The sequence below is a fragment of the Kocuria sediminis genome (assembly GCF_009735315.1).
Classification (GTDB): domain Bacteria; phylum Actinomycetota; class Actinomycetes; order Actinomycetales; family Micrococcaceae; genus Kocuria; species Kocuria turfanensis.
Genome location: NZ_WOGU01000002.1, coordinates 64,420 through 87,619 on the forward strand (window position 1 = coordinate 64,420; position 23,200 = coordinate 87,619).

A 23,200-nucleotide genomic window follows, 5' to 3' on the forward strand; every position below is an offset into this window, starting at 1 on the left:
ACCCTGGTCGCGGGGACACCGTGCCCACCCGGGCGAGGAGGTCTCAGGCGCTGCGCATGTAGCCCATCAGCTGGGTGATCTGCGGGGAGGGCGGGGCGCCGAGCTCGTCGGCCATCGTGCTGCAGAAGCTGCGGAAGGTCTGCAGGGCCGGGGCGTTGTTGCCGAGGCCGAGATCCGCCTCGATCAGGACGCGGACCGCGCTCTCCCGCAGGGGGTCCAGGGCCCGGACGTTGGCGGCCAGCAGGTGCGCCCGGTAGAAGTCCCCGTGCTCGAGGGACAGCCGCGCCAGGTGCTCCACGGCGTTGACGTAGAGCGCCCGGAGCCGGTCCTGCTCGGCCATCACCCAGCCGTCGTACCAGCCGGGCAGCAGCTGCGCGCCGGCCGGGTCGAGGAACCACGGGTCCTCCGTGGGGGGCGCGGTCGCGGCGGCCGCATCGTGCAGCGACGCGCGCAGCTCGTGCAGGTCCACCACGACCGGGTCCGCCAGGGCGATGGTGCTGCCGCGGGTGCCCACGGCTCCGGGGACCTGGCGGGAGAGGTTGAAGACGGTGGTGCGCAGGCTGCCCATGGCGCGCTCGGCCGTGCGGTCCGGCCACAGCAGCTCGCCGAGGAAGCGGCGCGGCTTGGGGCCGAGGACGGCCAGGGCCGCCAGCAGCCGCTGCTGGCGCTGGCCGAGGGCCAGCACCGAGCCGTCGAGTTCGACCTCCACGTTGCCCAGCAGCCGCAGCGCGATCGAGTGTTCCCCATCCATTGCCATGATCCCCCACTGTCATGAGCCGAGTGCCCCGATGCGCCCTGCCGGTCTTCCCCCGAAGACCGTGGGCGGGACGCCCTCCCTCCGGTCCCGCGGCGCCGGATCCGGTGCGGCGGGAGAGGAGGGGTCAGCACCGATGATCCCGGCAGACGCGCCGTGAGTCAAAAGCGAACGGTCGGATGCCGTCGAAAGCAAACGATCGACCCGGATTCACGTGCGCGAACCGGACCGAGGCTTGTGCCGCACCCCGGACAGTGTTACAAGGCCGATCCCCGGGCCGGCGCCGCCGGTCCGGGCACGTACCCAGGAGTTCATCCCATGACCGACCATCGACCCGTCACCGGGGTCCGCACGGACCCCCTCGGCAACATCGTCGCCCTGTGCAATCCCGCGGAGGGGTGGTCGCCCCGCTCCACGACCCGGGTCATCCGGGACATCGAGCACGGCGTGCACGACTACTACGTTCCCGGCAGCGCCGGCCGGCTCAGCGTCCGCGTGGTGTCGGCGGGGTGCGAGAAGCGCCTGTGGGCCGCCCCGGAGGACACCGTCTGCAACAACCTGCACGACCTGCCCTCCGTCTGAGTCCCTGCGCCCCGACCCCCGTCCGCGGGGGAGGGCGCCCGCGGCGGGCCGCCCGGGTCCTCCGCCCGGGCGGCCCGCCGCCGGCCGGGGGTCAGAGGTAGCGCACGAGCTCGGTGGCGATGCCCGTGTAGGTGGCCGGGGTCAGCGCGGAGAGCCGCTGGGCGGCCTGCGGGGAGAGGCCCAGCCCCGCCACGAACTCCTGGAGCCGCTCCGCGTCCACCCGCCGCCCGCGCGTCAGCTCCTTGAGCCGCTCGTAGGGGTTGTCCATGCCCTCGACCCCGGCGATCGCCTCGGCGCGCATGACCATCTGGACGGCCTCCGCGAGGACCTCCCAGTTCTGGTCGAGGTCGGCGGCCAGCACGTCCTCCGCGACGTCCAGGCGCGCCAGGCCCTTGCGCACGTTGGAGACCGCGAGGAGGGAGTGGCCGAAGGCCACGCCGATGTTGCGCTGGGACGAGGAGTCCGTGAGGTCGCGCTGCCACCGCGACGTCACCAGGGTGGCGCCCAGGACGTCGAGCAGGGCGTTGGAGAGCTCCAGGTTCGCCTCGGCGTTCTCGAACCGGATGGGGTTGACCTTGTGCGGCATGGTCGAGGAGCCGGTGGCCCCCTCCACCGGGATCTGCTGGAAGTAGCCGATCGAGATGTAGGACCACACGTCCGTGCAGAAGTTGTGCAGGACCCGGTTGAACCGGGCGACGTCGGCGTAGAGCTCCGCCTGCCAGTCGTGCGACTCGATCTGGGTGGTCAGCGGGTTCCAGGTCAGGCCCAGGGCCTCCACGAAACCGCGGGAGACCGCGGTCCAGTCCGCGTCCGGGACGGAGGCGTAGTGCGCCGCGTAGGTGCCCGTGGCGCCGTTGATCTTGCCGAGGTACTCCGTGCGCTCGATCCGGGAGAGCTGGCGGCCCAGGCGGTGGGCGACCACCGCCATCTCCTTGCCCAGCGTGGTGGGCGTGGCCGGCTGGCCGTGCGTGCGGGAGAGCATCGGCGTGCCCGCGGCGGACTCGGCGAGGCCCGCGACGTCGGCCACGAGCGCCCGGGCGGCCGGCAGCCACACGTCGGTCGTGGCGTCCTTGACGCCCAGGGCCCAGGCGAGGTTGTTGATGTCCTCGGAGGTGCAGCCGAAGTGCACGAGCGGCACCAGGTGCCCCAGGCCCAGGGCGGGCAGGCGGCGGCCGATGTAGTACTCCACGGCCTTGACGTCGTGCACCGTCACGGCCTCGATCTCCGCCAGCTCCGCCACCGCGTCGGTGTCGAAGTCCGTGACGATCCGGCGCAGCCCGGCCTTCTGCTCGTCGCCGAGGGGCGCCAGGCCCGGCAGCACCGCGTGCTCGGCCAGGTGGATGAACCACTCGACCTCCACGTGCACGCGGTTGCGGTTGAGGGCGGCCTCGGAGAGGTGGTCGACGAGCGGCGCCACGGCCGGCTGGTACCGGCCGTCGAGCGGGCCCAGCGCGACGGGCGGAACGGCGGCGGCGAGCGAGGCGCGCCCGGAGGACAGGATGCGATCGGTGTGGGGCATGGGCCCATTCTCCCACGGCGTCCGGGCCGGTCCGGGCGGACGAATTGTCGTCCGCCACCAACTTTCGCGGGACCCGGTTGTAGCTTTCGCGCCGAAAAATACCGGGTCGTCCGGAGGGGCGTCATCCACCCGGGAACCCCGGGGGAGCGGGGATAGCATGGCCCCCATGAGTACCAGCGACGCTACCCGCACCCTGGCCGGGGACGCCCCGGCCCAGGACGCGGCCCCCGCCACCACCCCGGCGGTCCGGCCGCGCCCGGCTCTGTCCCGGCTTCCCCGCTACGTGGCCGGCAAACCGCCGCTCGTGGTGGAGGGGCTGCCCTCCTACAAGCTGTCCTCCAACGAGAACCCGTTCGGGCCCGTCCCGGCCGTCCGCGAGGTCCTCGCCGGCTGGGACGCCGTGCACCGCTACCCCGAGACCACCTCCGCGGAGCTGCGGGAGGTCCTGGGGGAGTTCCTCGGCGTGCCCGCCGAGGACGTCGTCACCGGCGCCGGCAGCCTCGGCGCCCTCAACCAGCTGCTGGGCGCCTTCGTGGGCACCGGAGCGGACGGCGCCCCGGACGAGGTGGTCCACGCGTGGCGCTCCTTCGAGGCCTATCCCATCAGCATCGGGCTCTCGGGCGGGCTGAGCGTCCCGGTGCCCAACCGCCGCGACGGGTCGCACGACCTCGAGGCCATGGCCGCCGCCGTCACCGACCGCACCCGCGTCGTGCTGCTGTGCACGCCCAACAACCCGACGGGCCCCAGCCTCACCACCGCCCAGGTCGAGGAGTTCCTCGCCGCGGTGCCCCGCGACGTCCTCGTGGTCATCGACGAGGCCTACCAGGAGTTCCAGCGCCGCGACGACCTCGTCGACGGCATCGACGTGTACCGCCGGCACCCCAACGTCGTCGTGCTGCGGACGTTCTCCAAGGCCCACGGGCTCGCCGGACTGCGGATCGGCTACTCCGTGGCGGGCCAGGGCATCACCCCGTACCTGCGCCAGAGCGCCCCGGCGTTCTCCGTGACCGACCTCGCCCAGCGTGCGGCCATCGCCTCCGTGCGCCACTACGACCAGGTCGCCGAGCGCGTCCAGCGGGTCGTCGACGAGCGGGAGCGGGTGCTGGCCGGGCTCGACGCGCTGGGCTGGCCGTACCCGGAGACGCAGGCCAACTTCGTGTGGCTGAACCTCGGCGAGCACAGCGGGCGCTTCGCCGAGCTGTGCGACGCCCACGCCCTGGCCGTGCGCCGCTTCGGCGACGAGGGCGTCCGCGTCACCGTCGGGGAGCCGGAGGCCAACACCCGGTTCCTCGAGCTCTGCGCGCAGTTCCCGCACGCACCCGTGCTCTGAACCCCGGGCACGAGCGCTCCGCTCCCACCCGAGCACACCGAAAGGACGTCCTGACCATGGATGCCGCCCCGTTCTCCCCGGCCGCCCACGCGCCGGACCGCCACGCGCCGACGCCGGAGCCACGCACCCGGCTGGTGCGGCTCCTCGACCGGGACGGCGTCCTGTCCGAGGATCCGGTCTTCTCGCCGTACGTCGCCGACGTCGGCGCCGAGCAGCTGCGGGACCTCTACCGGTCGATGGCGCTCGCGCGCCGGTTCGACGAGGAGGCCACCAACCTGCAGCGGCAGGGCCAGCTGGTGCTGTGGGCGCCGATGCGCGGACAGGAGGCCGCTCAGGTGGGCTCCGCCCGCGCCCTGCGCCCGGCCGACCACATCTTCCCGACCTACCGCGAGCACGCGGTGGCGATCGAGCGGGGGGTGGACCCCGCGGAGCTGCTCATGGTCTTCCGGGGGCACGCCGCCGGGGGCTGGAAGCCCTCGGAGCACGGCATGAACGTCTACTCGATCGTGCTCGGCTCCCAGGTGCCGCACGCCGTGGGCTACGCCATGGGCATGAACCTGGACCGCCGCGCGGCCGAGGAGGAGGGGCGCGAGGTCGAGCCCGCCGCCACCATCGCGTACTTCGGGGACGGCACCTCGACCCAGGGCGAGGTGCACGAGGGCATGGTCTTCGCCGCCTCCTTCGACGCCCCGGTGGTCTTCTTCGTGCAGAACAACCAGTGGGCCATCTCGGTGCCGTTCTCCACCCAGTCCCGTCTGCCGCTGGCCGAGCGGGCCGCCGGCTACGGGTTCGAGGGGGTCCGGGTGGACGGCAACGACGTCCTGGGCGTCCTGGCCGTCTCCCGGTACGCCATGGAGCAGGCCCGTGCCGGGCGCGGCCCGGTGCTCGTGGAGGCCGAGACCTACCGGCTGGGCGCCCACACCACCGCCGACGACCCGACGAAGTACCGCCGCCGGGAGGACGAGCGCCGCTGGGCCGAGCTCGACCCGCTGCTGCGCCTCGAGACGCACCTGCGCCGGCACCACGGCACGGACGACGCCTTCTTTGACGAGGTCGCCGCGGCCGCGCAGGAGTTCGCCGACCAGACCCGCGCCCACGTCCTGTCCATGGCCCCGCCCTCCTTCGAGGAGTTCTTCGACAAGCCCTACGCCGAGCACCACCCCCTGATCGAGGAGGAGCGCGCCTGGTACGCGGCCTACCAGGCCGGATTCGACGACGACGGGCCCGACGGCCACCCCGGCGGCGACGGCACCGCCGGGCCCGATCTCGGCACGCAGGCCTCGGGCCTGACCGTCGCCGCCGATCCCGTCACCGGGGCCCCCGACGAGCGCTCCGCCGGCACCGAGGAGGACCTCGCATGAACGCCGCTCCCGACCTGACGATCGCCAAGGCCGTCAACGCCGGCCTCCGCCGGGCCATGGAGGAGAACCCGCGGGTGCTGCTCATGGGCGAGGACATCGGCTCCCTGGGGGGCGTCTACCGCGTCACCGAGGGGCTCAAGAAAGACTTCGGCGGGCACCGCGTGATGGACACCCCGCTGGGGGAGGCCGGGATCGTGGGCACCGCCGTGGGGCTCGCCCTGCGCGGGTACCGGCCCGTGTGCGAGATCCAGTTCGACGGGTTCTCCTTCCCGGCCTTCAACCAGATCACCACGCAGCTCGCGAAGATGCGCAACCGCACGAACGGGGACGTCACGGTCCCCGTCACCATCCGGATCCCCTACGGCGGGGTCATCGGCTCGGTGGAGCACCACTCGGAGTCCCCGGAGGCGCTCTTCGCCCACACCGCGGGGCTGCGCATCATCACGCCGTCCAACGCCCAGGACGCCTACTGGATGACCCAGCAGGCGATCACCTGCGAGGACCCGGTGATCATCTTCGAGCCCAAGCGCCGGTACTGGCTCAAGGGCGCGGTCGACACGCAGCGCCCCGCCGCCGACCCGTTCACCGCCCAGGTGGTCCGGCCCGGGGAGGACGCCACGGTGGTGGCCTACGGCCCGCTCGTGCCGGTCGCCCTCGCCGCGGCGCGGGCCGCCGAGGAGGACGGCCGCAGCGTGGAGGTCATCGACCTGCGGTCCCTGTCGCCGATCGACTTCGACACCGTGGAGGACTCCGTGCGCCGGACCGGTCGCCTGGTCGTCGCCCACGAGGCCCCGACCTTCGGCGGCCTCGGCGGGGAGATCGCCGCCCGCATCACCGAACGGGCCTTCTACTCCCTCGAGGCGCCCGTGCTGCGCGTGGGCGCCTTCCACCTGCCGTACCCCGTGGCGGCCGTCGAGGACCAGTACGTGCCGGACCTCGACCGGATCCTCGAGGCGCTGGACCGGTCCTTCGCCTACTGACCCCGCCGACCCCGGCCGCCGGCCCCTCCGGGCCGGCGGCGCCGTCGCCGACCCGGAGGGGCCGCGCGAGAGAGGAAGTACTGACATGCCGCAGATCTTCAACCTGCCCGACGTCGGCGAAGGCCTGACCGAGGCGGAGATCCTCGCGTGGCGAGTGGTGCCGGGGGAGACCGTCACGGTCAACCAGGTGCTCGTCGAGATCGAGACCGCCAAGTCCGTGGTGGAGCTGCCGTCCCCGTACGCGGGCACCGTGCTCGACCTGCTGGTGCCCGAGGGCCGCACCGTGGAGGTCGGCACCCCGATCATCGCCGTGGGCTCCCCCGAGGAGGCCTCCGGCGCGGGACCCGCCCCGGAGGGGGCGCCGGGGATCCTCGGGGAGACCCGGGTGCCTCCTGCGGCGCCCGACGCCGACGGCGACCGCCCCCTCGTGGGCTCCGGGCCCAAGGCCGACCCCGTGCGCCGGCGCCGCCGGACCGCCCCGGGGCCGACTCCGCGGACCGCCGAGCCGGCCCCCGGGCCGGCCCGCCCCGCGGGGTGGGCGGAGAAGCTCGGCCGCGGCCCGCTGGGGACCGGGCTCGGCAGCGGGATCGGGGGGATCGGCACGGCCGCCCAGGGCATCGCCGATCGCGCCGCCCGGCTCGCCGAGGACAGCGGCGTCTGGCGCCGGCCCGGCCGCCCCGACGGCGCGGGCGCAGCAGGCACTGCCCCGGCCGGTGCGGGCACACCGGGCACGGCCTCGACCGGCGCGGCCCGGGCCGGCGCGGTTCCGACGGGCGCCGTCTCGGTCGGCGCGGTTCCGGCCGCCGTGCCGCGCCGTCCCGCGCTGGCGAAGCCGCCCGTCCGCAAGGCCGCCCGTGACCTGGGCGTCGACCTCGCCGAGGTCCCCGCGACCGGGGCCGCCGGGCAGATCACCAAGCAGGACCTCCTGGCCCACGTCGCCCGGCTCGGCGAGGCCGGGACCCGGCGCCGTCCGCCCGTCGCCGAGGAGCGGATCGAGCGGATCCCCGTCAAGGGCGTGCGCAAGGCCACCGCGCAGAACATGGTGCGCAGCGCGTTCAGCGCCCCGCACGCCTCGGTGTTCGTGGAGCTCGACGCCACGCGCACCATGGAGTTCGTCCAGCGGCTCAAGACCGCCCCGGACTACGAGGGGGTCAAGGTCACGCCCCTCCTGGTGCTGGCCAAGGCCGTGATCTGGGCCGTGGCCCGCAACCCGCAGGTCAACGCCACGTGGACGGACGAGGAGATCCTCGTCAAGCACTTCGTGAACCTGGGCATCGCCGCCGCGACGCCGCGCGGGCTCATGGTCCCGAACATCAAGGACGCCCAGGACCTGACCCTGCGCGAACTGGCCGTGGCGCTCGACGAGCTCTCCCGCACCGCCCGGGCCGGGCGCACCCAGCCGGCGGACATGCAGAACGGAACCCTGACCATCACCAACATCGGGGCCCTCGGCCTGGACACCGGCACGCCGATCATCAACCCGGGAGAGGTCGCGATCGTCGCCTTCGGCAGCATCAAGCAGAAGCCCTGGGTGGTGGACGGCGCCGTGGTGCCCCGCTGGGTCACCACGCTGGGCGGCTCCTTCGACCACCGGGTGGTCGACGGCGACCTCGCCGCCCGCTTCACCGCGGACGTCGCCCGGATCCTCGAGGAGCCCGCGCTGCTGCTGGACTGAGTCCCGGGCCGCCGGAGCCCCGGACCGGCCGGCACGGCAACGGCCCCGCACCGATCGGTGCGGGGCCGTGTGCTGCGTCGTCGACGAGCGCGCCTCCACGACTGCGGCTCTCCCCGCCGGGCGGGTGCCCGGCGTCACGCGGACGCGGAACGGGGTGGTCGCCGCCGACCGCGCGGCGCCGCAACGCTCGTGGACCCGTGATTGAAATCCCCCCAGACACAATCACACATCTCATTCACGACGGATCACTCGTGCGACGCCGGCCGCGGTGACGACCTGCCCGATCGGTCCCCGGTGCTGCCACCGGCAACCTGGTCCGCGTCCCCGGCGGACCGCCTCAGCGCGGTCTCCCGGGGTCCGGGACTGCGTCCATTATGGCCACCGGCCTGGACGAAAGTCTGTCCCCCGATGTGCACCCGGCCCGGCCGCCGGCGGCTGCCCGGACGGACGCCCCTCCTCCCACGGGCGCCCGGATCCGGGGTCGCCGGCGAGGCTCTCCCGGTCCGCTCGCCGGCCGCGGCCGTAGGCTGGGCCCATGCTGCCGCACCCGCCGCCCCGTCCGTCCGCACGCTCCGCCGTCCCGCCGTTCCGGGTGATGGAGATCCTCGCCGATGTCGAACGGATGCGCTCCGCCGGCCGGGACGTCGTCTCGCTCTGCGCCGGTGAACCCTCCGGCGGCGCCCCGGAGGCCGTGGCCCGTGCGGCCGCCCACGTGCACGCCCGCAACGAGGGACTCGGCTACACCCCGGCCCTCGGGATCGAGCCGCTGCGCCGCGCCGTGGCCGGGCACTACGCCCGGTGGTACGGCCTGGACGTCGCGCCGGAGCAGGTCGCCGTCACCACGGGCGCCTCCGGTGCCCTGGTCCTGACCTTCCTGGCGGCCTTCGACGTGGGGGACCGGGTCGCCGTCTGCCGCCCGGGCTACCCGGCCTACCGCAACACCCTGGCCGCGCTGGGCGCGGAGGTCGTCGAGCTCGACTGCGGTGCGGCGACACGCTTCCAGCCGACGCCGGCGATGCTCGACGCCGCGGTCGCCGCGCACGGCCCGCTGCACGGCCTGGTCGTGGCGGGTCCGGCGAACCCGACCGGCACCGTGCTCGAGCCCGCCGAACTGGCGGGGCTGGTGCGCTGGTGCGCCGAGCACGGGACACGGCTCATCAGCGACGAGATCTACCACGGCATCGTGCACGCCGCCCCCACGGGAAGCGGCCCGCGGAACGGGACGCCGTACCGCGGCACCAGCGCGTGGGAGCACGACCCCGACGCCGTGGTCATCTCCTCCTTCTCCAAGTACTGGGGGATGACGGGGTGGCGGCTGGGCTGGGCCCTGCTGCCCCGGGACCTCGTGGCCCCGGTCGACGCGCTCGCCGGCAACCTCAGCCTCTGCCCGCCGGCCGCCGCCCAGTACGCCGCCGTGGAGGCGTTCTCGGAGGAGGCCTACGCCGAGGCCGACCGGGCGGTGGAGCAGTTCGCGCGCTCCCGGCACCTGCTCCTGGACGCCCTGCCCGCTCTCGGCTGGGGCGAGAGCGCGCCGGCGGACGGGGCGTTCTACCTCTACGCGGACCTCGGCGAGCAGCTCGAGCGCCACGGCAGCTCCCTGGAGTGGTGCCGCCGCCTGCTCGAGGCGGAGGCCGTGGCGGTCGTGCCGGGACTGGACTTCGACGCCGCGCGCGGTCACCGCACCGTCCGGCTGTCCTTCGCCGCGGGACCCGCCCAGGTCGAGGAGGCCGTCACCCGGATCCTGCGGTTCCAGGCCCGGTCCTGAAGCACTGCTCCAGGTGACCGGGGAGCACCCCGGTGCGCAGCAGGAACCCGTGGGCGGTCGTGCGGCCCACGAAGACCAGGCCGAGCTCCTTGAGCCGGGCGGCGAGCCGGTCCGCCTCCGGGGACCGGCGGGTCAGCTCCAGCACGGTCCGGGGCGGCTGCGCGCCCTCCGGCCGGTCGCCGGCCAGGTCCGCCCAGTCTGCAGGAGCGAGCCCCGCGCACACCCGGGCGTTGTGCACCACGGCCTCGATCTTGACGCGGTTGCGGATGACCGCCGGGTCGAGCAGGAGCTCGTCGACGGCGTCCTCCGTCAGCTCCGCCACGTCCTCGGCCACGAAGCCGCGGAACGCCCGTCGCAGCCCGTCCCGGCGCTGGGCGATGCTCCACCGGGCCAGGCCCGCCTGGAAGATCTCGAGGCTGAGCGCCTCGAACCAGCCGGGGGAGTCCACGGGAGGAGCTCCCCAGCGGTGGTCGTGCTCCTCGAGGGCGGCCGGTCCCGTGGGCGCCCAGGGGCAGCGGTGCAGGCCGTCCCCGCAGAGCACGGCGCGGAAGGCGTCGTCGGGGTGAGAGCCGGCGCCGTGGGGGACATCCGCGGTGCGCGCAGGGGAGGGGGTGTCGTGGGAGCCGGTGGTGCGGGGCAGGTCGGCGGTGCTCGCACGGCCGTCGGGGGCGGGGGGATCAGGGCTGCGGTCGGGGCCGTGCCCGGCGGAAACGGTGTCCATGCGCCCACCGTAGGAGCGGCCGCGCCGGACCCGCCCGCCGGGCGCCCGGCTGTGGACGGTCCGCGCCGGTCCGCCCGAGCCGGCGGGCCGGTGCAGTGGAACCGGCACGGCGCCCGCGGCGGGCCGGTCAGAAGCGGGAGACCTCCCCGGTGACGTCGGCGATCTCGATGGCCACGGGCTCCTCGTCCCCCGCGTTGCCGTCGTGGACGATGAACACGGCGGTGGGGTCCCCCTCGGGGAAGGCCCGGATCGTCACCGACCCGGACGTCGCGGCGTTGAGCACCTCCATGGACTGGCGGGTGGCGGACCGCAGCACGGCGGTGGGCAGAGGTTTGCCCCGCTCGTCCAGGATGTCCACCTGCACGCCGCGCGCCCGCGCCGCCCGGGTGACCTCGAGCAGGTAGGGAGTCGCCACGGAGCGGCCCCGGATGGAGTCCCGCAGCTGCGCCTCCGTGAGCCGGAACTGCTCGATCTCGTAGTCGGAGACCGGGGAGGCGTCGTGCGCGATGCGCTCGAGCAGTCCTCCCGCCAGCCGGCGCACCTCGTGCACCCGCTGGACGGAGGCGTTGACGGTGTCCTTCTCGGCCTCGTCGTGGGAGCGGGCGGAGATCACCATGTCCCGGGCCTCCGCGAAGGCGACGGAGGCCCGGTCGTATTCCCGGGCGATGAGCTGGCTGGCGAGCAGCAGCGCCGCGCTCGCCGCGTTGCTCAGCGCGGCGTCCCACAGCCCGATCGCGGAGCGGGCGCCCCACGTCATGGAGATGGCCACGGCGATGCCCAGCGTGGCCCACCCCCAGCCGCCGCGGCGGCGGATGCCCAGGACCACCACGAAGCCGTCGAAGCCCAGGGTGAACCACTGCCCGCCGAACAGCTCGGCCCGCGGGTCCAGGGCGTCGTAGGAGCGCTGGATCGAGACCAGCATGAGCAGCACGGCCAGCGCGGTGGGCAGGTCCGGCAGCCGCCGCCGACCGTACGGGCAGACGACCAGGGCCACGGCGATCACGTAGGTCACGAGCGCGGCCTGCATCAGCTCCGGCTTGTCCATGCTCTGGGTCTGCAGGATGCCGAGCACCACGGGGATCAGGAAGAAGACCGCGGCGGCCACGAGGGTCAGCGGGTGGAAGAGCGCGCGGGAGATCACGGGCGGGCGTCCCGCGGCCAGAGGATCGTCACACTGGTGCCCCGGCCGGGTGCGGAGTCGACCTCGACGTCGCCGCCCACCTGCCGCACGCTGCCCAGGATGGACACGCGGACCCCGAGCCGCCGGGAGTCGATGCTGCGCGGCTGGAAGCCCCGGCCCCGGTCGACCACCTGGAAGCGCAGGTAGAAGCCCTCGGGGTTGATCGCGGTGGGCGGGCACGCACCGCCGTCCATGGTCACGAACGTGACCTCCGTGCCCGAGTGCCGGGCGCTGTTGGAGACCGCCTCGGTGATGGCCTGGACCAGCGCCTGCGCCGTCTCCACGGGGATGAGGGGCCGCGGCTCGCCGGGCGGGCGGATGTAGGGCGTGATGCTGTTGAAGCGCACCCGGTTGCGCCACGGGGACAGGGACTCCAGCAGGTCGTCCAGCAGCGTGTGCACCATCGTGGTGTCCTTGCCCTGGGCGCGGCGCTCCTCGAAGACGAGGACGTCGAGGGCGCGCTGGGCCAGCTCCCGGGTGCGGCGCTGGACCGGGCCCGGGGCGCGGCCGGCATCGAGCAGGGCCGCCATGACGTTGTCGTGGATCAGGCGGTCCAGCCGCTCCTGCTCCTCGGCCTGGGAGCGGGAGCGGGTGAGCTGCAGCTCCTGGGCGATCGCGTCCGCGTAGACCTGGTCCGCGTTCTTCCCCCCTCGGAGGACGAAGCTGATCAGCACCACGAGCACCACGCCGAACGCGATCCGGCTCGTGGCGTCGAAGAGCACGTCCATGATGTCGGGCACGGCCGCGGTGCGCACCATGACGAGGACGTAGAGGACCGTCACGGACGTCAGGTAGGCCACGGCCAGCTCGAGGCTCCACACGACCACGGTGGCGCACGCCGCGAGCAGGATGAACGGCTCCACCCACGGGTCCTGCGGCGGCGCCTCGCCCGTCCAGGCCAGCGGCAGCGTGACGACGGCGAGCGCCACCAGCACCGGCGCCACGAGGACCGGCCACGTGCGGACCCGGTGCCTGACCGACTGCAGGAGCAGCACGCACGCGTTGAGCAGCAGGGCGACCAGGAAGACCAGGTGCCACCGCTCGAAGGAGCGCAGCTGGTCCTCGAGGATGGTGAGGGACTCCAGGAACAGCGCGACGGCCACGAGGCCGTGGCAGATGTTGGCGAGCAGGAGGATCCGGTAGGAGTTCATCCCCAGCTCGTGCGGCGAGGCCGGCACCAGCAGGCTGGTGCGGCGCCGCCGGGCGGGGACCTTCCGGTAGGCGAGCGGGGACCGGGGTGCGACGTGGCTCACGGAGCGGCGGTCCTCAGCGGAGCCGGGAGCGGCTCACAGGCGCTTCTCCGCCGTGGTGATGTCCGCGGTCGGCTCCACGAGACCGTCCTCGATCGCCCGGATGCGCAGGTCGATCTTGGTGGGGGCCGGGCGGCCGACGCGCGCGTACTTCTCGCGGATCCGGTCGATGTTGGTCTTCACGGCGCTCTGCTTGATCCCCATCCGGCGGGCCACCTGGACCTGGGCGAAGCCGGAGGCGTAGAGCCGCAGGGTCTCCTGCTCACGCGGGGAGAGGCTGGCCCGGGAGAACTCGACGTCGCCGTCGATCGCGGCGGCCAGCTCCTTGGTGATCACCGGCTTGCCCTCGGCGATGTTGCGGGCCTCCTCGATGGCGTGCTCGAGCGGGTCCGACTTGCGCACGAGTCCCAGCGCGCCCGCCCGCAGCGCCTCGCGGATCAGGGCGGCGTTCTCGCCGATGCTGAAGATGAGCACCTTCATGCCCGCGGCCCGGAGCAGCTCCACGTTGGCGGCGGGGCGCGACATGTCGTTCAGGGACAGGTCCAGGAGCACGACCTCGCACTCGATCCGCTTCGCGCCCTGCGCGGTCAGGGCCGGGTTCTCGGGGTCCCGGCCCAGCTGGTCGAGCAGGTCCGGCACGCTGGAGGCGGATCCGACGAGCTTCACGTCCGCCTGGGAGGTCATGGAGACGAGGCGGACGCCCTCCCGGACGACCTCGTGGTCATCGACGACGGCGACAAGGGTGGACGGCATGGGTGGTTCCTCCGGGTGCTGCTCGGTGGGCCGGTCCGCAGATTTCTGCGTGGGGGTGACGGATCTCACCGAGGTGCTCCGATTGTCCACCTTCGCCCCGGGGGAAGCGAACCCGACACGGTTCCGGGTGCGAACGTTACCTTCCCGTGTCCCCCCAGCGGTCGACCCGGCGGTGGTAGCGGATGCCCCACATCCCGCCGAGCACCGCCCCGAGCAGATCGACGAGCAGGACGGCGGCCACGGCGAGCAGGCCCGGGACGAGCAGGTCACCGATGAGCGCCTGGGCCGAGACGCCGACCGGGGCCAGGCCCACGGTGTCCGCCCACAGCAGCCCGGCCACGGTGGCCACGGACCGGCCGAACAGGGACCACAACCACACGGACACGCCCTGCCGGGCGCCCGAGAAGCGGGCCATCCGGCCGGCGGCGTACCCGCCGGCGAGGAAGGCCAGGAACTCGACGACGCCGAGCACCGCCGCCCCGGTCCAGGCCGCCGCGGAGCCGGTGGCCAGGTCGTCGACGACCCCGCCCATGCCGCTGTCGATCCGGAAGCCCAGGGCGGCCGCGGCCAGCCCCGCCGGCGCCAGCAGCAGCCAGGTGACGGCCAGGGCACTGAGCCAGCCGAAGAAGCCGGGGACCAGCTGCAGGCCGCCGAACTCCTCCCGCTGCCGGGCGTAGCGGGTCGCGGGGTCGGCCGGCACCGGGCCCGCACCGGGGGGCGGGTAGCCGGCGGCCGGGTACCCGGAGGACGGGTGACCGGAGGGCGGGTACTCCGCGGTGGGACCGCCGGGGAACGGGTGCGCGGCCCCGCCGGTGCCCACCGTGGGCGTCGGATCGGTGCGGGGACCGAGCTCGGGGGCCCGCGGCGGGTCCTCCGGCACCGGGCGCTGGGCGCTCACCGCCGGCAGCGGCCGGGTGTGCTGGGTGTCGTCGTCGTCGTACCACGCCCAGTCCTCGTCCTCGCTCCCGGAGCCGGAGCCGGGGCCTGGGCCCGGCGCCCGGTCCTGCGGGGCGGCGCCGTGGCCGGAGGAGCCCGTGGGGAACCGGCTGACCGGGGGCAGCGGGCGCGTGGCGTCGTCGTCGGCGTCGTGCGGGCCGGTGTCCGACCAGGGCATCGGGTCGTCGGCGGAGGGCGAGCCGGGTGTCGAGGAGGGAGTCATGTCATCGAAGTCTACGGGCGGGCGCCCCGCCGGGACTGGGAGTCCGCGCCGACCGCCGAGTAGGGTACGGGCCATGCCTGCCGAATCCGCCCGCGACTTCCTGCGCGCCCGCCCTTGGACCGCCAGCTACGACCCCGGGGTCCCCGCGGACCTGAACCTGCCGGAGACCTCGCTCGCGCACATGCTCGAGCGGTCGGTGGCCCGGCACGGCCGGAAGACCGCGCTCGAGTTCTTCGGGGCCCGGACCAGCTACGCCGACCTCGGGCGGCAGGTCGAGCGGGCGGCCGAGGGTCTGCGCCGGCTCGGCGTGCGGCGCGGGGACCGGGTGGCGATCGTGCTCCCCAACTGCCCGCAGCACATCGTGGCGTTCTACGCCGTGCTGCGCCTGGGAGCCGTCGTCGTGGAGCACAACCCGCTCTACACCGAGCAGGAGCTGCGCCACCAGTTCGAGGACCACGGCGCGCGCGTGGCGATCGTGTGGGACCGTGCGGCCGAGCGCGTCCGGTCCCTCGGCGCCGACCTGCCGGTGGACACGGTCGTTGCCGTGGACATCACCGCCGCCATGCCCCGGGTGCAGCGGATGGCCCTGCGCCTCCCGCTGCCCGCGGCCCGGGCCTCCCGCGCCCAGCTCACCGGGCCGGCCCCGGGCACGATCCCGTGGCGGGAGCTGGTGGCCGCGCAGCCGATCGCCGTCGACCACCCGCGGCCCACCGCCCACGACCTCGCCCTGCTGCAGTACACCTCCGGCACCACCGGGCTGCCCAAGGGCGCGATGCTCACCCACCGCAACCTCGAGTCCAACGCCCTCATGGGCCGGCACTGGCTCGACTCCACCGAGGACGAGGTGGTGCACGGCGTGCTGCCCCTCTTCCACGCCTTCGGCCTGACCCTGGGGGTGACCTTCGCGATGTCCCTGGGGGCGAAGCTCGTGCTGTTCCCGACCGTCCGGACCGACCTCGTCCTCGGGGCGATGAAGCGCTCGCGGCCCACCGTGCTGCCCGCCGTGCCGCCGGTCTACGAGAAGCTGCTCGACGCCGCGCAGGAGCAGCGCACCGACCTGCAGGGCATCTCGGTGGCCGTCTCCGGGGCCATGAGCCTGCCCGTCCCGCTCGTGGAGCGGTGGGAGCAGGCCACGGGCGGCATCCTGATCGAGGGCTACGGGCTCACCGAGTGCTCCCCGCTCGTGGCGTGCAACCCGCTCAACGACTCCCGCCGCGCCGGGTCCATCGGCGTCCCCTTCCCCTCCACCGAGATCCGGCTCGTCGACCCGGAGACCCTCGAGGACGTCCCCCGCGGCCACGAGGGCGAGCTGTGGGTCCGGGGACCGCAGGTCTTCCAGGGGTACTGGAAGCGTCCCGACGAGACGGCCCGGACGCTCAGCGCGGACGGCTGGCTGCGCACCGGGGACATCGTCACGGTCGACGACGCCGGCTTCCTGCGGGTGGTCGACCGGCTCAAGGAGGTCGTCATCACCGGCGGGTTCAACGTGGCCCCCACCGAGGTGGAGAACGCGCTGCGCCGGCACGAGGACATCGAGGACGCCGCCGTGGTGGGGCTCACCGACCCGCGCGGCACCGAGGTCGTCGTCGCGGCCGTGGTCCTGGCGCCGGGCCGCGAGCTCGACGAGGACGCCCTGCGCCGGCACTGCTACGCCGAGGTCACCCGCTACAAGGTGCCCCGGCGGATCGTGGCCGTCGACGAGCTCCCGCGCACGATGCTCGGCAAGGTCCAGCGCCGGGAGGTCCGCCGGCAGCTGGAGCGCACGGGCGTGCGGCTCTGAGGCCGGGCGCTCAGGGCAGGTCCGCCTCCGGGGCGGCCTCCCGGTAGGGCACGCGCCGGACGGAGCGGATCCGGCCGAGCTCTCCCCACTCGTCGCGCCCGAGCCGGGCGATCGGCTGCAGGGCCTGGGCGAGCGGGCCCCGCCCGTCCACGGCCGCCTCGTCCACGGCCACGTGCGTGACCGCTCCGAAGACCAGGAAGCAGTCGCCGATCGGCATCGGCTCCGCGTGCAGCCGGCACTCGATGGCCGCGGGGGACTCCGCGACCCGGGGCACGCCCACGGTCAGCGACGGCTCGCGGGTGAGACCCACGGCGTCGAACTCGCTGACGTCCGGGGGGTAGTCGGTGCCCGTGGCGTTGATCTGCTCGAACAGCCCCGCGGACGCGAAGTTCACCACGAACTCCCCGGTCTGCCGGATGTTGCGCAGGCTGTCCTTCTCCCCGACCGAGACGAACTGCACGATCGTGGGCGTGCTGGAGGCGACCGTGAAGAACAAGTGCGGGGCGAGGTTGTCCACGCCCGCCGAGGACCGCGAGCTGATCCACGCGATGGGGCGGGGGACGACCAGGGACTTGACCGCCCGGGCGAAGGAGCCGTTCCGGTCGGCGGGGATGTCGGTGCGCATGTGCCCATTCCACCACCCCGGCCCGTCCCGGTCACGGGCACGGCCGGGCCGGGGCCGGCGGACCGGGCGTGGCGCACGGTGCTGTCACCGTGGCGTCCTCCCCGGGTAGTCTGCGGAGGAACGGGAGCCCCGGGGTCGACGACGATCCCGCGGAACGAGCGGAAGGACGGCCGTCCACGATGGAGCTCCGGCAGCTCAACTACTTCATCGCCGTGGCCGAGGAGCGGCACTTCGGCCGCGCCGCCAAGCGCCTGCACATGGCCCAGCCGCCCCTGTCCCAGCAGATCCGCCAGCTCGAGGAGCAGCTCGGGGTGCGCCTCCTGGACCGCACCACCCGCCGGGTGGACCTCACCGCCGCCGGCCAGGTGCTGCTCGACCGGGGTCGCCGGATCGTCGGGGAGATCGAGGCCCTCGAGGCGGACGTCCACCAGGTGGGCCAGGGCACCACGGGGGTGCTGCGGGTCGGCTTCTGCGGCTCCGCCACCTACGGGACGATGCCCGGCCTGGTCCGGCGGGCCGCGGGGGTGCTGCCGGGGCTGTCCCTGGCGCTGCAGGGGGAGATGCTCGGCCCCGCCATGGAGGAGGGGCTGCGCGGGCACACGCTGGACGCCGCGCTGCTGCGCCCCCCGGTGGCCTCCCCGGACCTCGAGCACCGGGTCGTCGCCCGCGAGCCGCTCGTGGTCGCGGTGCCCTCCGGCGGCGCGCTGGACGCGGACGGCCCCGTGGCCGCGCACGAGCTGCAGTACCAGGACTTCGTCGCCTGCCCGCCGGACTCGGTGCTCTACCGGGCCGGCACGGACCTCTGCCGCCGCGCCGGGTTCCAGCCCCGGATCGCCCGCGTGGCGGGCGGGACGTCCGCGCTGCTGTCCTTCGTGGCCGCCGGCGGCGGCGTGGCCGTGGTGCCCGCCGGCCTGCGTGCCGTGCAGCTGGCGGGTGTCGTGTACCGCGAGCTCGAGCACGCCCCGGAGCTCGAGCTGGCCGTCGCGTGGCGGCGCGAGGACCGGTCCGCGCTGCTGCACCGCTTCCTCGACCTCGTCGCCGATCTCCGGTCCGGGTCCGCCGCGGCCCCGTAGTCCGCGCCAACGCGGCCGTGCTGCCCCGGCCGTGCCGGGAGTCGTGGTGCCCCGGCCGTGCCGGGAATCCGGGCGCAACGGTGCCCGGGAGAGCGCCCCGCGGCGACCTGTGCGTTTTCCGGATGCACACTGCGAAGGCGGCTTGCCCATGCAGATCACTGGGTCTAAAGTGAATCCGTCATCGGCGATGGCCCGGGCGCGATCCCCCCATCGGCGCCCGGATGGTTCCTGCCGATGACCGGCGTCCCATTCCCCCCGATCGGGATGCCCGACAGGCCCTGCCGATCCCCCCATGCGGCAGGGCCTGTCCCTTGCCCGCGCCGCGCTGCGGCCGGGCGCCCGGGCTGGAGCCGGTCCGCCCGGGCGGCACCCCGTGGGTCAGGCGGCCGGCGTCAGCACAGCCCCAGCTCCTCGAGCCGGGGGACGACCTTGCCGGAGACGCGGCGCAGGGTGTCCAGCTCCTCCTGCGTCAGGTGGTCGACGAACGCCGCGCGCACCATCTCGAGGTGGCCGGGGGCCGCGGCCTCGATGGCCCGGCGGCCCTCCGGGGTGATCCGCACGTCGAGGCCCCGGGCGTCGCTGTCGCACGGCAGGCGCTCGAGCAGGCCGCGGCGGGCCATCCGCGAGAGCAGGTGGGACAGCCGGCTGCGCTCCCAGCCGAGCGCGTGCATGAGGTCGCGGGACCGGATCACCCCGGTGCTGCTCTCGGAGAGAGGGACGAGGACCTCGTACTCCGAGCCGGACAGCGCGCTGTCCCGGGACAGCTGGCGGTCGATCGCGGTCTGCATGCCGCGGCTCAGCACCAGGAAGCTCCGCCAGGCGCTCTGTTCCTCGTCGGTCAGCCAGTTGACCTCGGCGGGCTCCGGGGTGTTCATGCGGGGATCCTCTCGTGCGGGGCAGGACCTCCCAGATTATATTGACGTGTCAACTAAAGTCAAGCGCGCGGCGGTCCTCCGGGCGAGGGGTCGCCGTCGGGACCGTACCGGGGTCCCCGGCCGCGCCGGATCCAGTCCGAGTCGTAGTGCTCCCGGGGGTCGGTCCGCCGCAGGCGTTCGGCGTAGCCGGTGGGTCGCAGCGGGGAGTCGTCGTCGTCGGGAGGGGTGAACGTCGCCATGGCGACCAGTCCGAAGCCCAGACCCGCCGAGACCACCAGGGTCATGCCGGCGACGACCAGCACGCTGACGTACTCGTCGACCAGATCGGCGCGCGCGGTGCCCTGGAGGACGGGCTCCACCGCGAACGCCCCGGCGAGGGGCAGCAGGCCGAGCAGCAGCAGGGCCGCGGGAACCAGCCACCACCTCGAGCGGCTCCGCAGCGAGGGTGCCGCGGGGTCCCGCAGGGCGGGGTGCAGCTGGGCCTGGACGGCGACGAAGCCGGCGGCCCCGGGCGCGGCCAGCAGTGCGCCGACGGCCCAACCCCAGGCCACGTCCTGCGCGGCGAGCCCGGCGCCCAGCAGGACGCCCAGCATGACCAGCGTGAAGGAGAGGCCGCGGGCCATCCGGCGGGTCGCTCGCGGTGAGGCCGGGGACGCCCGGGGTGCCGGGGCGGGCGCCGGGAGGTCCCGGCGGGGAATGCGCTGCCCGTACTCGGGCTCGTGGCCGTGGCTGCTCATGGGCGGGGTCCCGTGGTGGAGGAGTGCTGGACGGCTCTACTGTAGACCTCACCCCCGACGGAACCCGGCCTGGTGTCCGATCAGTCATTGACATATCATCAAATGTGGGAGCGACCCCGTGGCCGCTCCGCCACCGGCCGGCCGGCGACCCGCCGTCCGGCAGCGCAGCCCCGAGGAGCCAGCATGTCCCCACGCAGCACCCAGCAGTCCGAGCACAGCACCGCCGGCGCCTACGTGCACCCGGGGGAGGAGTTCACCCGGGACACCACCTACATCGAGGACCGGATCGTCCGCGACCCCGAGCACGCCCGGGTGGGCGAGGGGGCCGAGGCCTGGCCGGTGGAGGCCGGCCGCTACCGGCTCGTCGCCGCCCGGGCCTGTCCCTGGGCCAACCGCACCCTGATCGTGCGCCGTCTGCTGGGGCTGGAGGACGCCCTCTCGGTGGGTCTGCCCGGCCCGGTGCACGACGCCCGGTCCTGGACCTTCGACCTCGATCCGGACGGCCGGGACCCCGTCCTGGGCATCGAGCGGCTCCAGGAGGCGTACTTCGCCCGCTACCCCGACTACCCGCGGGGCATCACCGTGCCCGCCGTGGTGGAGATCGCGAGCGGGAAGGTGGTGACCAACGACTTCGCCCAGCTCACCGAGGACCTCGCCAAGGAGTGGACCGCCTTCCACCGGGAGGGCGCCCCGGACCTCTGGCCGGCCGGGCTCGAGGACGAGATGCGGCAGGTCATGCGGCGCGTCTACACCGAGGTCAACAACGGCGTCTACCGGTGCGGCTTCGCGGGCTCCCAGCAGGCCTACGAGAAGGCCTACGAGCGGCTGTGGGCGGCGCTGGACTGGCTCGAGGAGCGCCTCGCCACCCGCCGCTACCTCATGGGCGAGCACATCACCGAGGCCGACGTGCGGCTGTTCACGACCCTCGTGCGCTTCGACCCGGTCTACCACGCCCACTTCAAGTGCTCGCGGAACAAGCTCACCGAGATGCCGCACCTGTGGGGCTACGCCCGGGACCTCTTCCAGACCCCCGGCTTCGGGGATACCGTGGACTTCCAGCAGGTCAAGGAGCACTACTACATCGTCCACGAGGACATCAACCCGTCCCAGATCGTGCCGGTGGGGCCCGACCTGCGGAACTGGGTCTCCGCGCACGGCCGGGAAGCCCTCGGCGGCTCGCCCTTCGGCGCGGGGACGGCGCCGGGCCCCGTCCGCCCCGGGGAACGGGTTGACCGACGTCACACTCCCCTGGCCGTCTGAGCGGCGTCCCGCCGCGGCGCGCCGCCTAGACTGGTCAGCTGGTGCGGTCCGGGTCCGCGCACCAGGAGGCGGACCGCCGGGCCCTCCGTCCTCCGCCCCTCGTCCCGGAAAGGACCTCCCGTGGCCCCCTACCGCAACCAGCGCGCCGCCGCGCTGCCGGCCCGCCTGTCCCGCTCGTGGCTGCTCACCTCCGCCGCCGACCCGTCCGCCTTCCCGGCGGCGCTCGCGTCCGAGGCCGACTCGGTCGTCTTCGACATCGAGGACGCGATCCCGGCCGACGGCAAGGACCAGGCCCGGCGCAACGTCGTGGAGGCCCTGGAGGCCGGTGCGAGCGCCTGGGTGCGGATCAACGACATCACCACGCCGTACTGGGAGCAGGACCTGGCCGCGCTGAGCCGGGTGGGCCACCTGCGCGGGATCATGCTCGCCAAGACCGAGCACCCCGACCACATCACGAAGACCGCCATGATGGCGCCCGCCGGCACGCCGGTGGTGGCGCTGATCGAGTCCGCCGTGGGCATCATGAACGCCAACGACATCGCGCGGGCGCCGGGCGTGTTCCGGCTCGCCTTCGGGGTCGGCGACTTCCGCCGGGACACCGGCGTCAGCGCGGACCCGATGGCCCTGGCCTTCGCGCGCTCGAGCCTCGTGGTCGCCTCCCGCGTGGGCGAGCTGCCCGGCCCCATCGACGGGCCGACCCTGGGCGCCTCCGGGGAGGAGCTCGCGCAGGCGTGCGCCGTGACCCAGTCGATGGGCATGACGGGCAAGCTGTGCCTCGACCCGGGGCAGACGGACGGGATCAACCGCAACCTCGCCCCGAGCGAGCAGGAGATCACCTGGGCGCGCGAGCTCATCACGCAGCACGACTCCGGGCACGTCGTGGGCGACGGCAGCTACCTGCCCCGCCTGGCCCGGGCCCGCAAGGTCTCCGAGCTGGCCCAGACCTACGGGATCTGGAACCGCTGAGCCGACCGGGCGGGGCGCCGCGCCGGCGTCCCGCTCAGCCCAGCCAGCGGGCCACGAGAGCCCGGAACGCGGGGTCCGTCAGCGACGCCACCCGGTGGTGGGCGGGCACGGGATCCCCGTCCGGGACCGAGGGGACCGCCACGACCACCAGCCCCGCCGCCACGGCCGAGGACGCGCCCACCGCGGAGTCCTCCACGGCCAGCGCCTCGGCCGGGGCGAAGCCCAGCCGCCGCACGGCCTCGGCGTAGATGTCCGGGGCGGGCTTGCCGCGCACCACGTCCTCCGAGGAGACCCACGTGCTGAGGTGCGGGGCGAAGCCCGCCTGCTCCAGCTTGAGCCCGAGGATCGTGCGCGTGGAGTTGCTCGCCACGGCCACCGGCAGCCGCTGCGCGAACTCCCGCACGGTCTCCAGCGCCCCCGGCAGGGGGACGATCTGCCCGGTCAGGGTCTCCTCCTCGGTGCGCAGCACGTCGGCGTGGACCATGGCGCGGTCGGCGCCGGCGGCGTCCGCGATCGCCGTGGCCACGTCCGCGGCGGACCAGCCCATCATGGCGCGCTCCATCGCGTCGGTGTACGCCAGGCCGTGGCGCTGCGCCACGGCGCGCTGGACGCGGGCCCAGTTGGCCTCCGTGTCCATCAGGATCCCGTCGCAGTCGAAGACCACGCACGCCGGCGACCAGTCCGCGGCGGGCGCGGACAGCTCGGGCTGGGCCGGGGACGGGGAGGTGGTCCGGGGCGGGAGAGTCGTCATGGTCCCATCGTGCCTCACCCGGGCCGGGCCGTCGCGGGGATGTGAGGAGGGCAACGGCCCGGAATAACCGCCCCGACCCGGGGTGTTGCCGCCACCGGACCCCC

The 23,200-nt window shown here is 74.4% G+C and carries 21 protein-coding genes; 10 read left to right on the plus strand and 11 right to left on the minus strand.

What is annotated here, in order from left to right:
* Positions 1–43: 43 nt before the first annotated feature.
* Positions 44–751: an AfsR/SARP family transcriptional regulator gene (locus GMA12_RS02515; RefSeq protein ID WP_156266906.1), complete on the minus strand. Its 708-nt coding sequence runs from the start codon at positions 749–751 to the stop codon at positions 44–46.
* Between the two features lie 321 nt (positions 752–1,072).
* Between GMA12_RS02515 and GMA12_RS02520 the strand changes: the two genes are divergently transcribed.
* Positions 1,073–1,336, plus strand: a complete 264-nt coding sequence (locus GMA12_RS02520) for a DUF3892 domain-containing protein (protein ID WP_156266909.1) — start codon at positions 1,073–1,075, stop codon at positions 1,334–1,336.
* A 91-nt stretch (positions 1,337–1,427) separates the two neighbouring features.
* Here GMA12_RS02520 and purB read toward each other — a convergent pair whose 3' ends face one another.
* On the minus strand, positions 1,428–2,855 hold the full coding sequence (gene purB, locus GMA12_RS02525) for an adenylosuccinate lyase (protein WP_156266911.1): 1,428 nt from the start codon (positions 2,853–2,855) through the stop codon (positions 1,428–1,430).
* 166 nt (positions 2,856–3,021) lie between these two features.
* Between purB and GMA12_RS02530 the strand changes: the two genes are divergently transcribed.
* The 5 genes from GMA12_RS02530 (at position 3,022) to GMA12_RS02550 (ending at position 9,966) form a co-directional block, all read left to right on the plus strand.
* Complete coding sequence (locus GMA12_RS02530; RefSeq protein ID WP_156266913.1) at positions 3,022–4,185, plus strand: histidinol-phosphate transaminase; 1,164 nt, start codon at positions 3,022–3,024, stop codon at positions 4,183–4,185.
* A gap of 56 nt (positions 4,186–4,241) precedes the next feature.
* On the plus strand, positions 4,242–5,546 hold the full coding sequence (locus GMA12_RS02535) for a thiamine pyrophosphate-dependent dehydrogenase E1 component subunit alpha (protein ID WP_156266915.1): 1,305 nt from the start codon (positions 4,242–4,244) through the stop codon (positions 5,544–5,546).
* Positions 5,543–6,526, plus strand: a complete 984-nt coding sequence (locus GMA12_RS02540; RefSeq protein WP_156266918.1) for an alpha-ketoacid dehydrogenase subunit beta — start codon at positions 5,543–5,545, stop codon at positions 6,524–6,526. The genes GMA12_RS02535 and GMA12_RS02540 overlap by 4 nt, the downstream gene beginning before the upstream one ends.
* An 85-nt stretch (positions 6,527–6,611) precedes the next feature.
* A complete protein-coding gene (locus GMA12_RS02545) occupies positions 6,612–8,201 on the plus strand; it encodes a dihydrolipoamide acetyltransferase family protein (RefSeq protein ID WP_156266922.1) in 1,590 nt (529 codons plus the stop codon).
* A gap of 535 nt (positions 8,202–8,736) precedes the next feature.
* Entirely contained in the window at positions 8,737–9,966 is a 1,230-nt protein-coding gene (locus GMA12_RS02550) for an aminotransferase class I/II-fold pyridoxal phosphate-dependent enzyme (protein WP_156266925.1), read from the plus strand.
* On the opposite strand, the gene GMA12_RS02555 is transcribed toward GMA12_RS02550, so the two are convergent.
* The 5 genes from GMA12_RS02555 to GMA12_RS02575 form a co-directional block, all read right to left on the minus strand.
* A complete protein-coding gene (locus GMA12_RS02555; RefSeq protein ID WP_156266927.1) occupies positions 9,932–10,687 on the minus strand; it encodes a DNA-3-methyladenine glycosylase I in 756 nt (251 codons plus the stop codon). The genes GMA12_RS02550 and GMA12_RS02555 overlap by 35 nt on opposite strands.
* A gap of 127 nt (positions 10,688–10,814) precedes the next feature.
* The gene (locus tag GMA12_RS02560) at positions 10,815–11,828 is read right to left on the minus strand and encodes a DUF8320 family protein (RefSeq protein WP_156266929.1); all 1,014 of its coding nucleotides are present in this window, start codon (positions 11,826–11,828) and stop codon (positions 10,815–10,817) included.
* Complete coding sequence (locus tag GMA12_RS19380; protein ID WP_156266931.1) at positions 11,825–13,120, minus strand: sensor histidine kinase; 1,296 nt, start codon at positions 13,118–13,120, stop codon at positions 11,825–11,827. The genes GMA12_RS02560 and GMA12_RS19380 overlap by 4 nt, the downstream gene beginning before the upstream one ends.
* Positions 13,121–13,153: 33 nt before the next feature.
* Entirely contained in the window at positions 13,154–13,870 is a 717-nt protein-coding gene (locus GMA12_RS02570; protein WP_062735186.1) for a LuxR C-terminal-related transcriptional regulator, read from the minus strand.
* 136 nt (positions 13,871–14,006) lie between these two features.
* On the minus strand, positions 14,007–15,029 hold the full coding sequence (locus GMA12_RS02575; RefSeq protein ID WP_156266933.1) for a hypothetical protein: 1,023 nt from the start codon (positions 15,027–15,029) through the stop codon (positions 14,007–14,009).
* Positions 15,030–15,102: 73 nt separating this feature from the next.
* Between GMA12_RS02575 and GMA12_RS02580 the strand changes: the two genes are divergently transcribed.
* Positions 15,103–16,809 (plus strand): long-chain-fatty-acid--CoA ligase, encoded by a 1,707-nt coding sequence (locus GMA12_RS02580; protein ID WP_156266935.1) that lies wholly within the window; start codon positions 15,103–15,105, stop codon positions 16,807–16,809.
* Between the two features lie 10 nt (positions 16,810–16,819).
* Here GMA12_RS02580 and GMA12_RS02585 read toward each other — a convergent pair whose 3' ends face one another.
* Complete coding sequence (locus tag GMA12_RS02585) at positions 16,820–17,434, minus strand: flavin reductase family protein (RefSeq protein WP_156266937.1); 615 nt, start codon at positions 17,432–17,434, stop codon at positions 16,820–16,822.
* Positions 17,435–17,613: 179 nt separating this feature from the next.
* Here GMA12_RS02585 and GMA12_RS02590 point away from each other — a divergent pair, with 179 nt between their 5' ends.
* Positions 17,614–18,507, plus strand: coding sequence for a LysR substrate-binding domain-containing protein (locus GMA12_RS02590; protein WP_156266939.1), 894 nt, complete (start codon positions 17,614–17,616; stop codon positions 18,505–18,507).
* A gap of 392 nt (positions 18,508–18,899) precedes the next feature.
* Here GMA12_RS02590 and GMA12_RS02595 read toward each other — a convergent pair whose 3' ends face one another.
* Both GMA12_RS02595 and GMA12_RS02600 read right to left on the minus strand, forming a co-directional pair.
* A complete protein-coding gene (locus tag GMA12_RS02595; protein WP_156266941.1) occupies positions 18,900–19,382 on the minus strand; it encodes a MarR family winged helix-turn-helix transcriptional regulator in 483 nt (160 codons plus the stop codon).
* 59 nt (positions 19,383–19,441) lie between these two features.
* Positions 19,442–20,119, minus strand: coding sequence for a hypothetical protein (locus GMA12_RS02600; protein ID WP_156266942.1), 678 nt, complete (start codon positions 20,117–20,119; stop codon positions 19,442–19,444).
* A 183-nt stretch (positions 20,120–20,302) separates the two neighbouring features.
* Between GMA12_RS02600 and GMA12_RS02605 the strand changes: the two genes are divergently transcribed.
* On the plus strand, positions 20,303–21,379 hold the full coding sequence (locus GMA12_RS02605) for a glutathione S-transferase family protein (RefSeq protein WP_156266944.1): 1,077 nt from the start codon (positions 20,303–20,305) through the stop codon (positions 21,377–21,379).
* 120 nt (positions 21,380–21,499) lie between these two features.
* Positions 21,500–22,345 (plus strand): HpcH/HpaI aldolase/citrate lyase family protein, encoded by an 846-nt coding sequence (locus GMA12_RS02610; protein WP_162459388.1) that lies wholly within the window; start codon positions 21,500–21,502, stop codon positions 22,343–22,345.
* Positions 22,346–22,379: 34 nt separating this feature from the next.
* Here the strand turns inward: GMA12_RS02610 and GMA12_RS02615 are convergent, their stop codons facing one another.
* Entirely contained in the window at positions 22,380–23,096 is a 717-nt protein-coding gene (locus tag GMA12_RS02615) for an HAD family hydrolase (protein ID WP_156266946.1), read from the minus strand.
* Between the last annotated feature and the right edge of the window lie 104 nt (positions 23,097–23,200).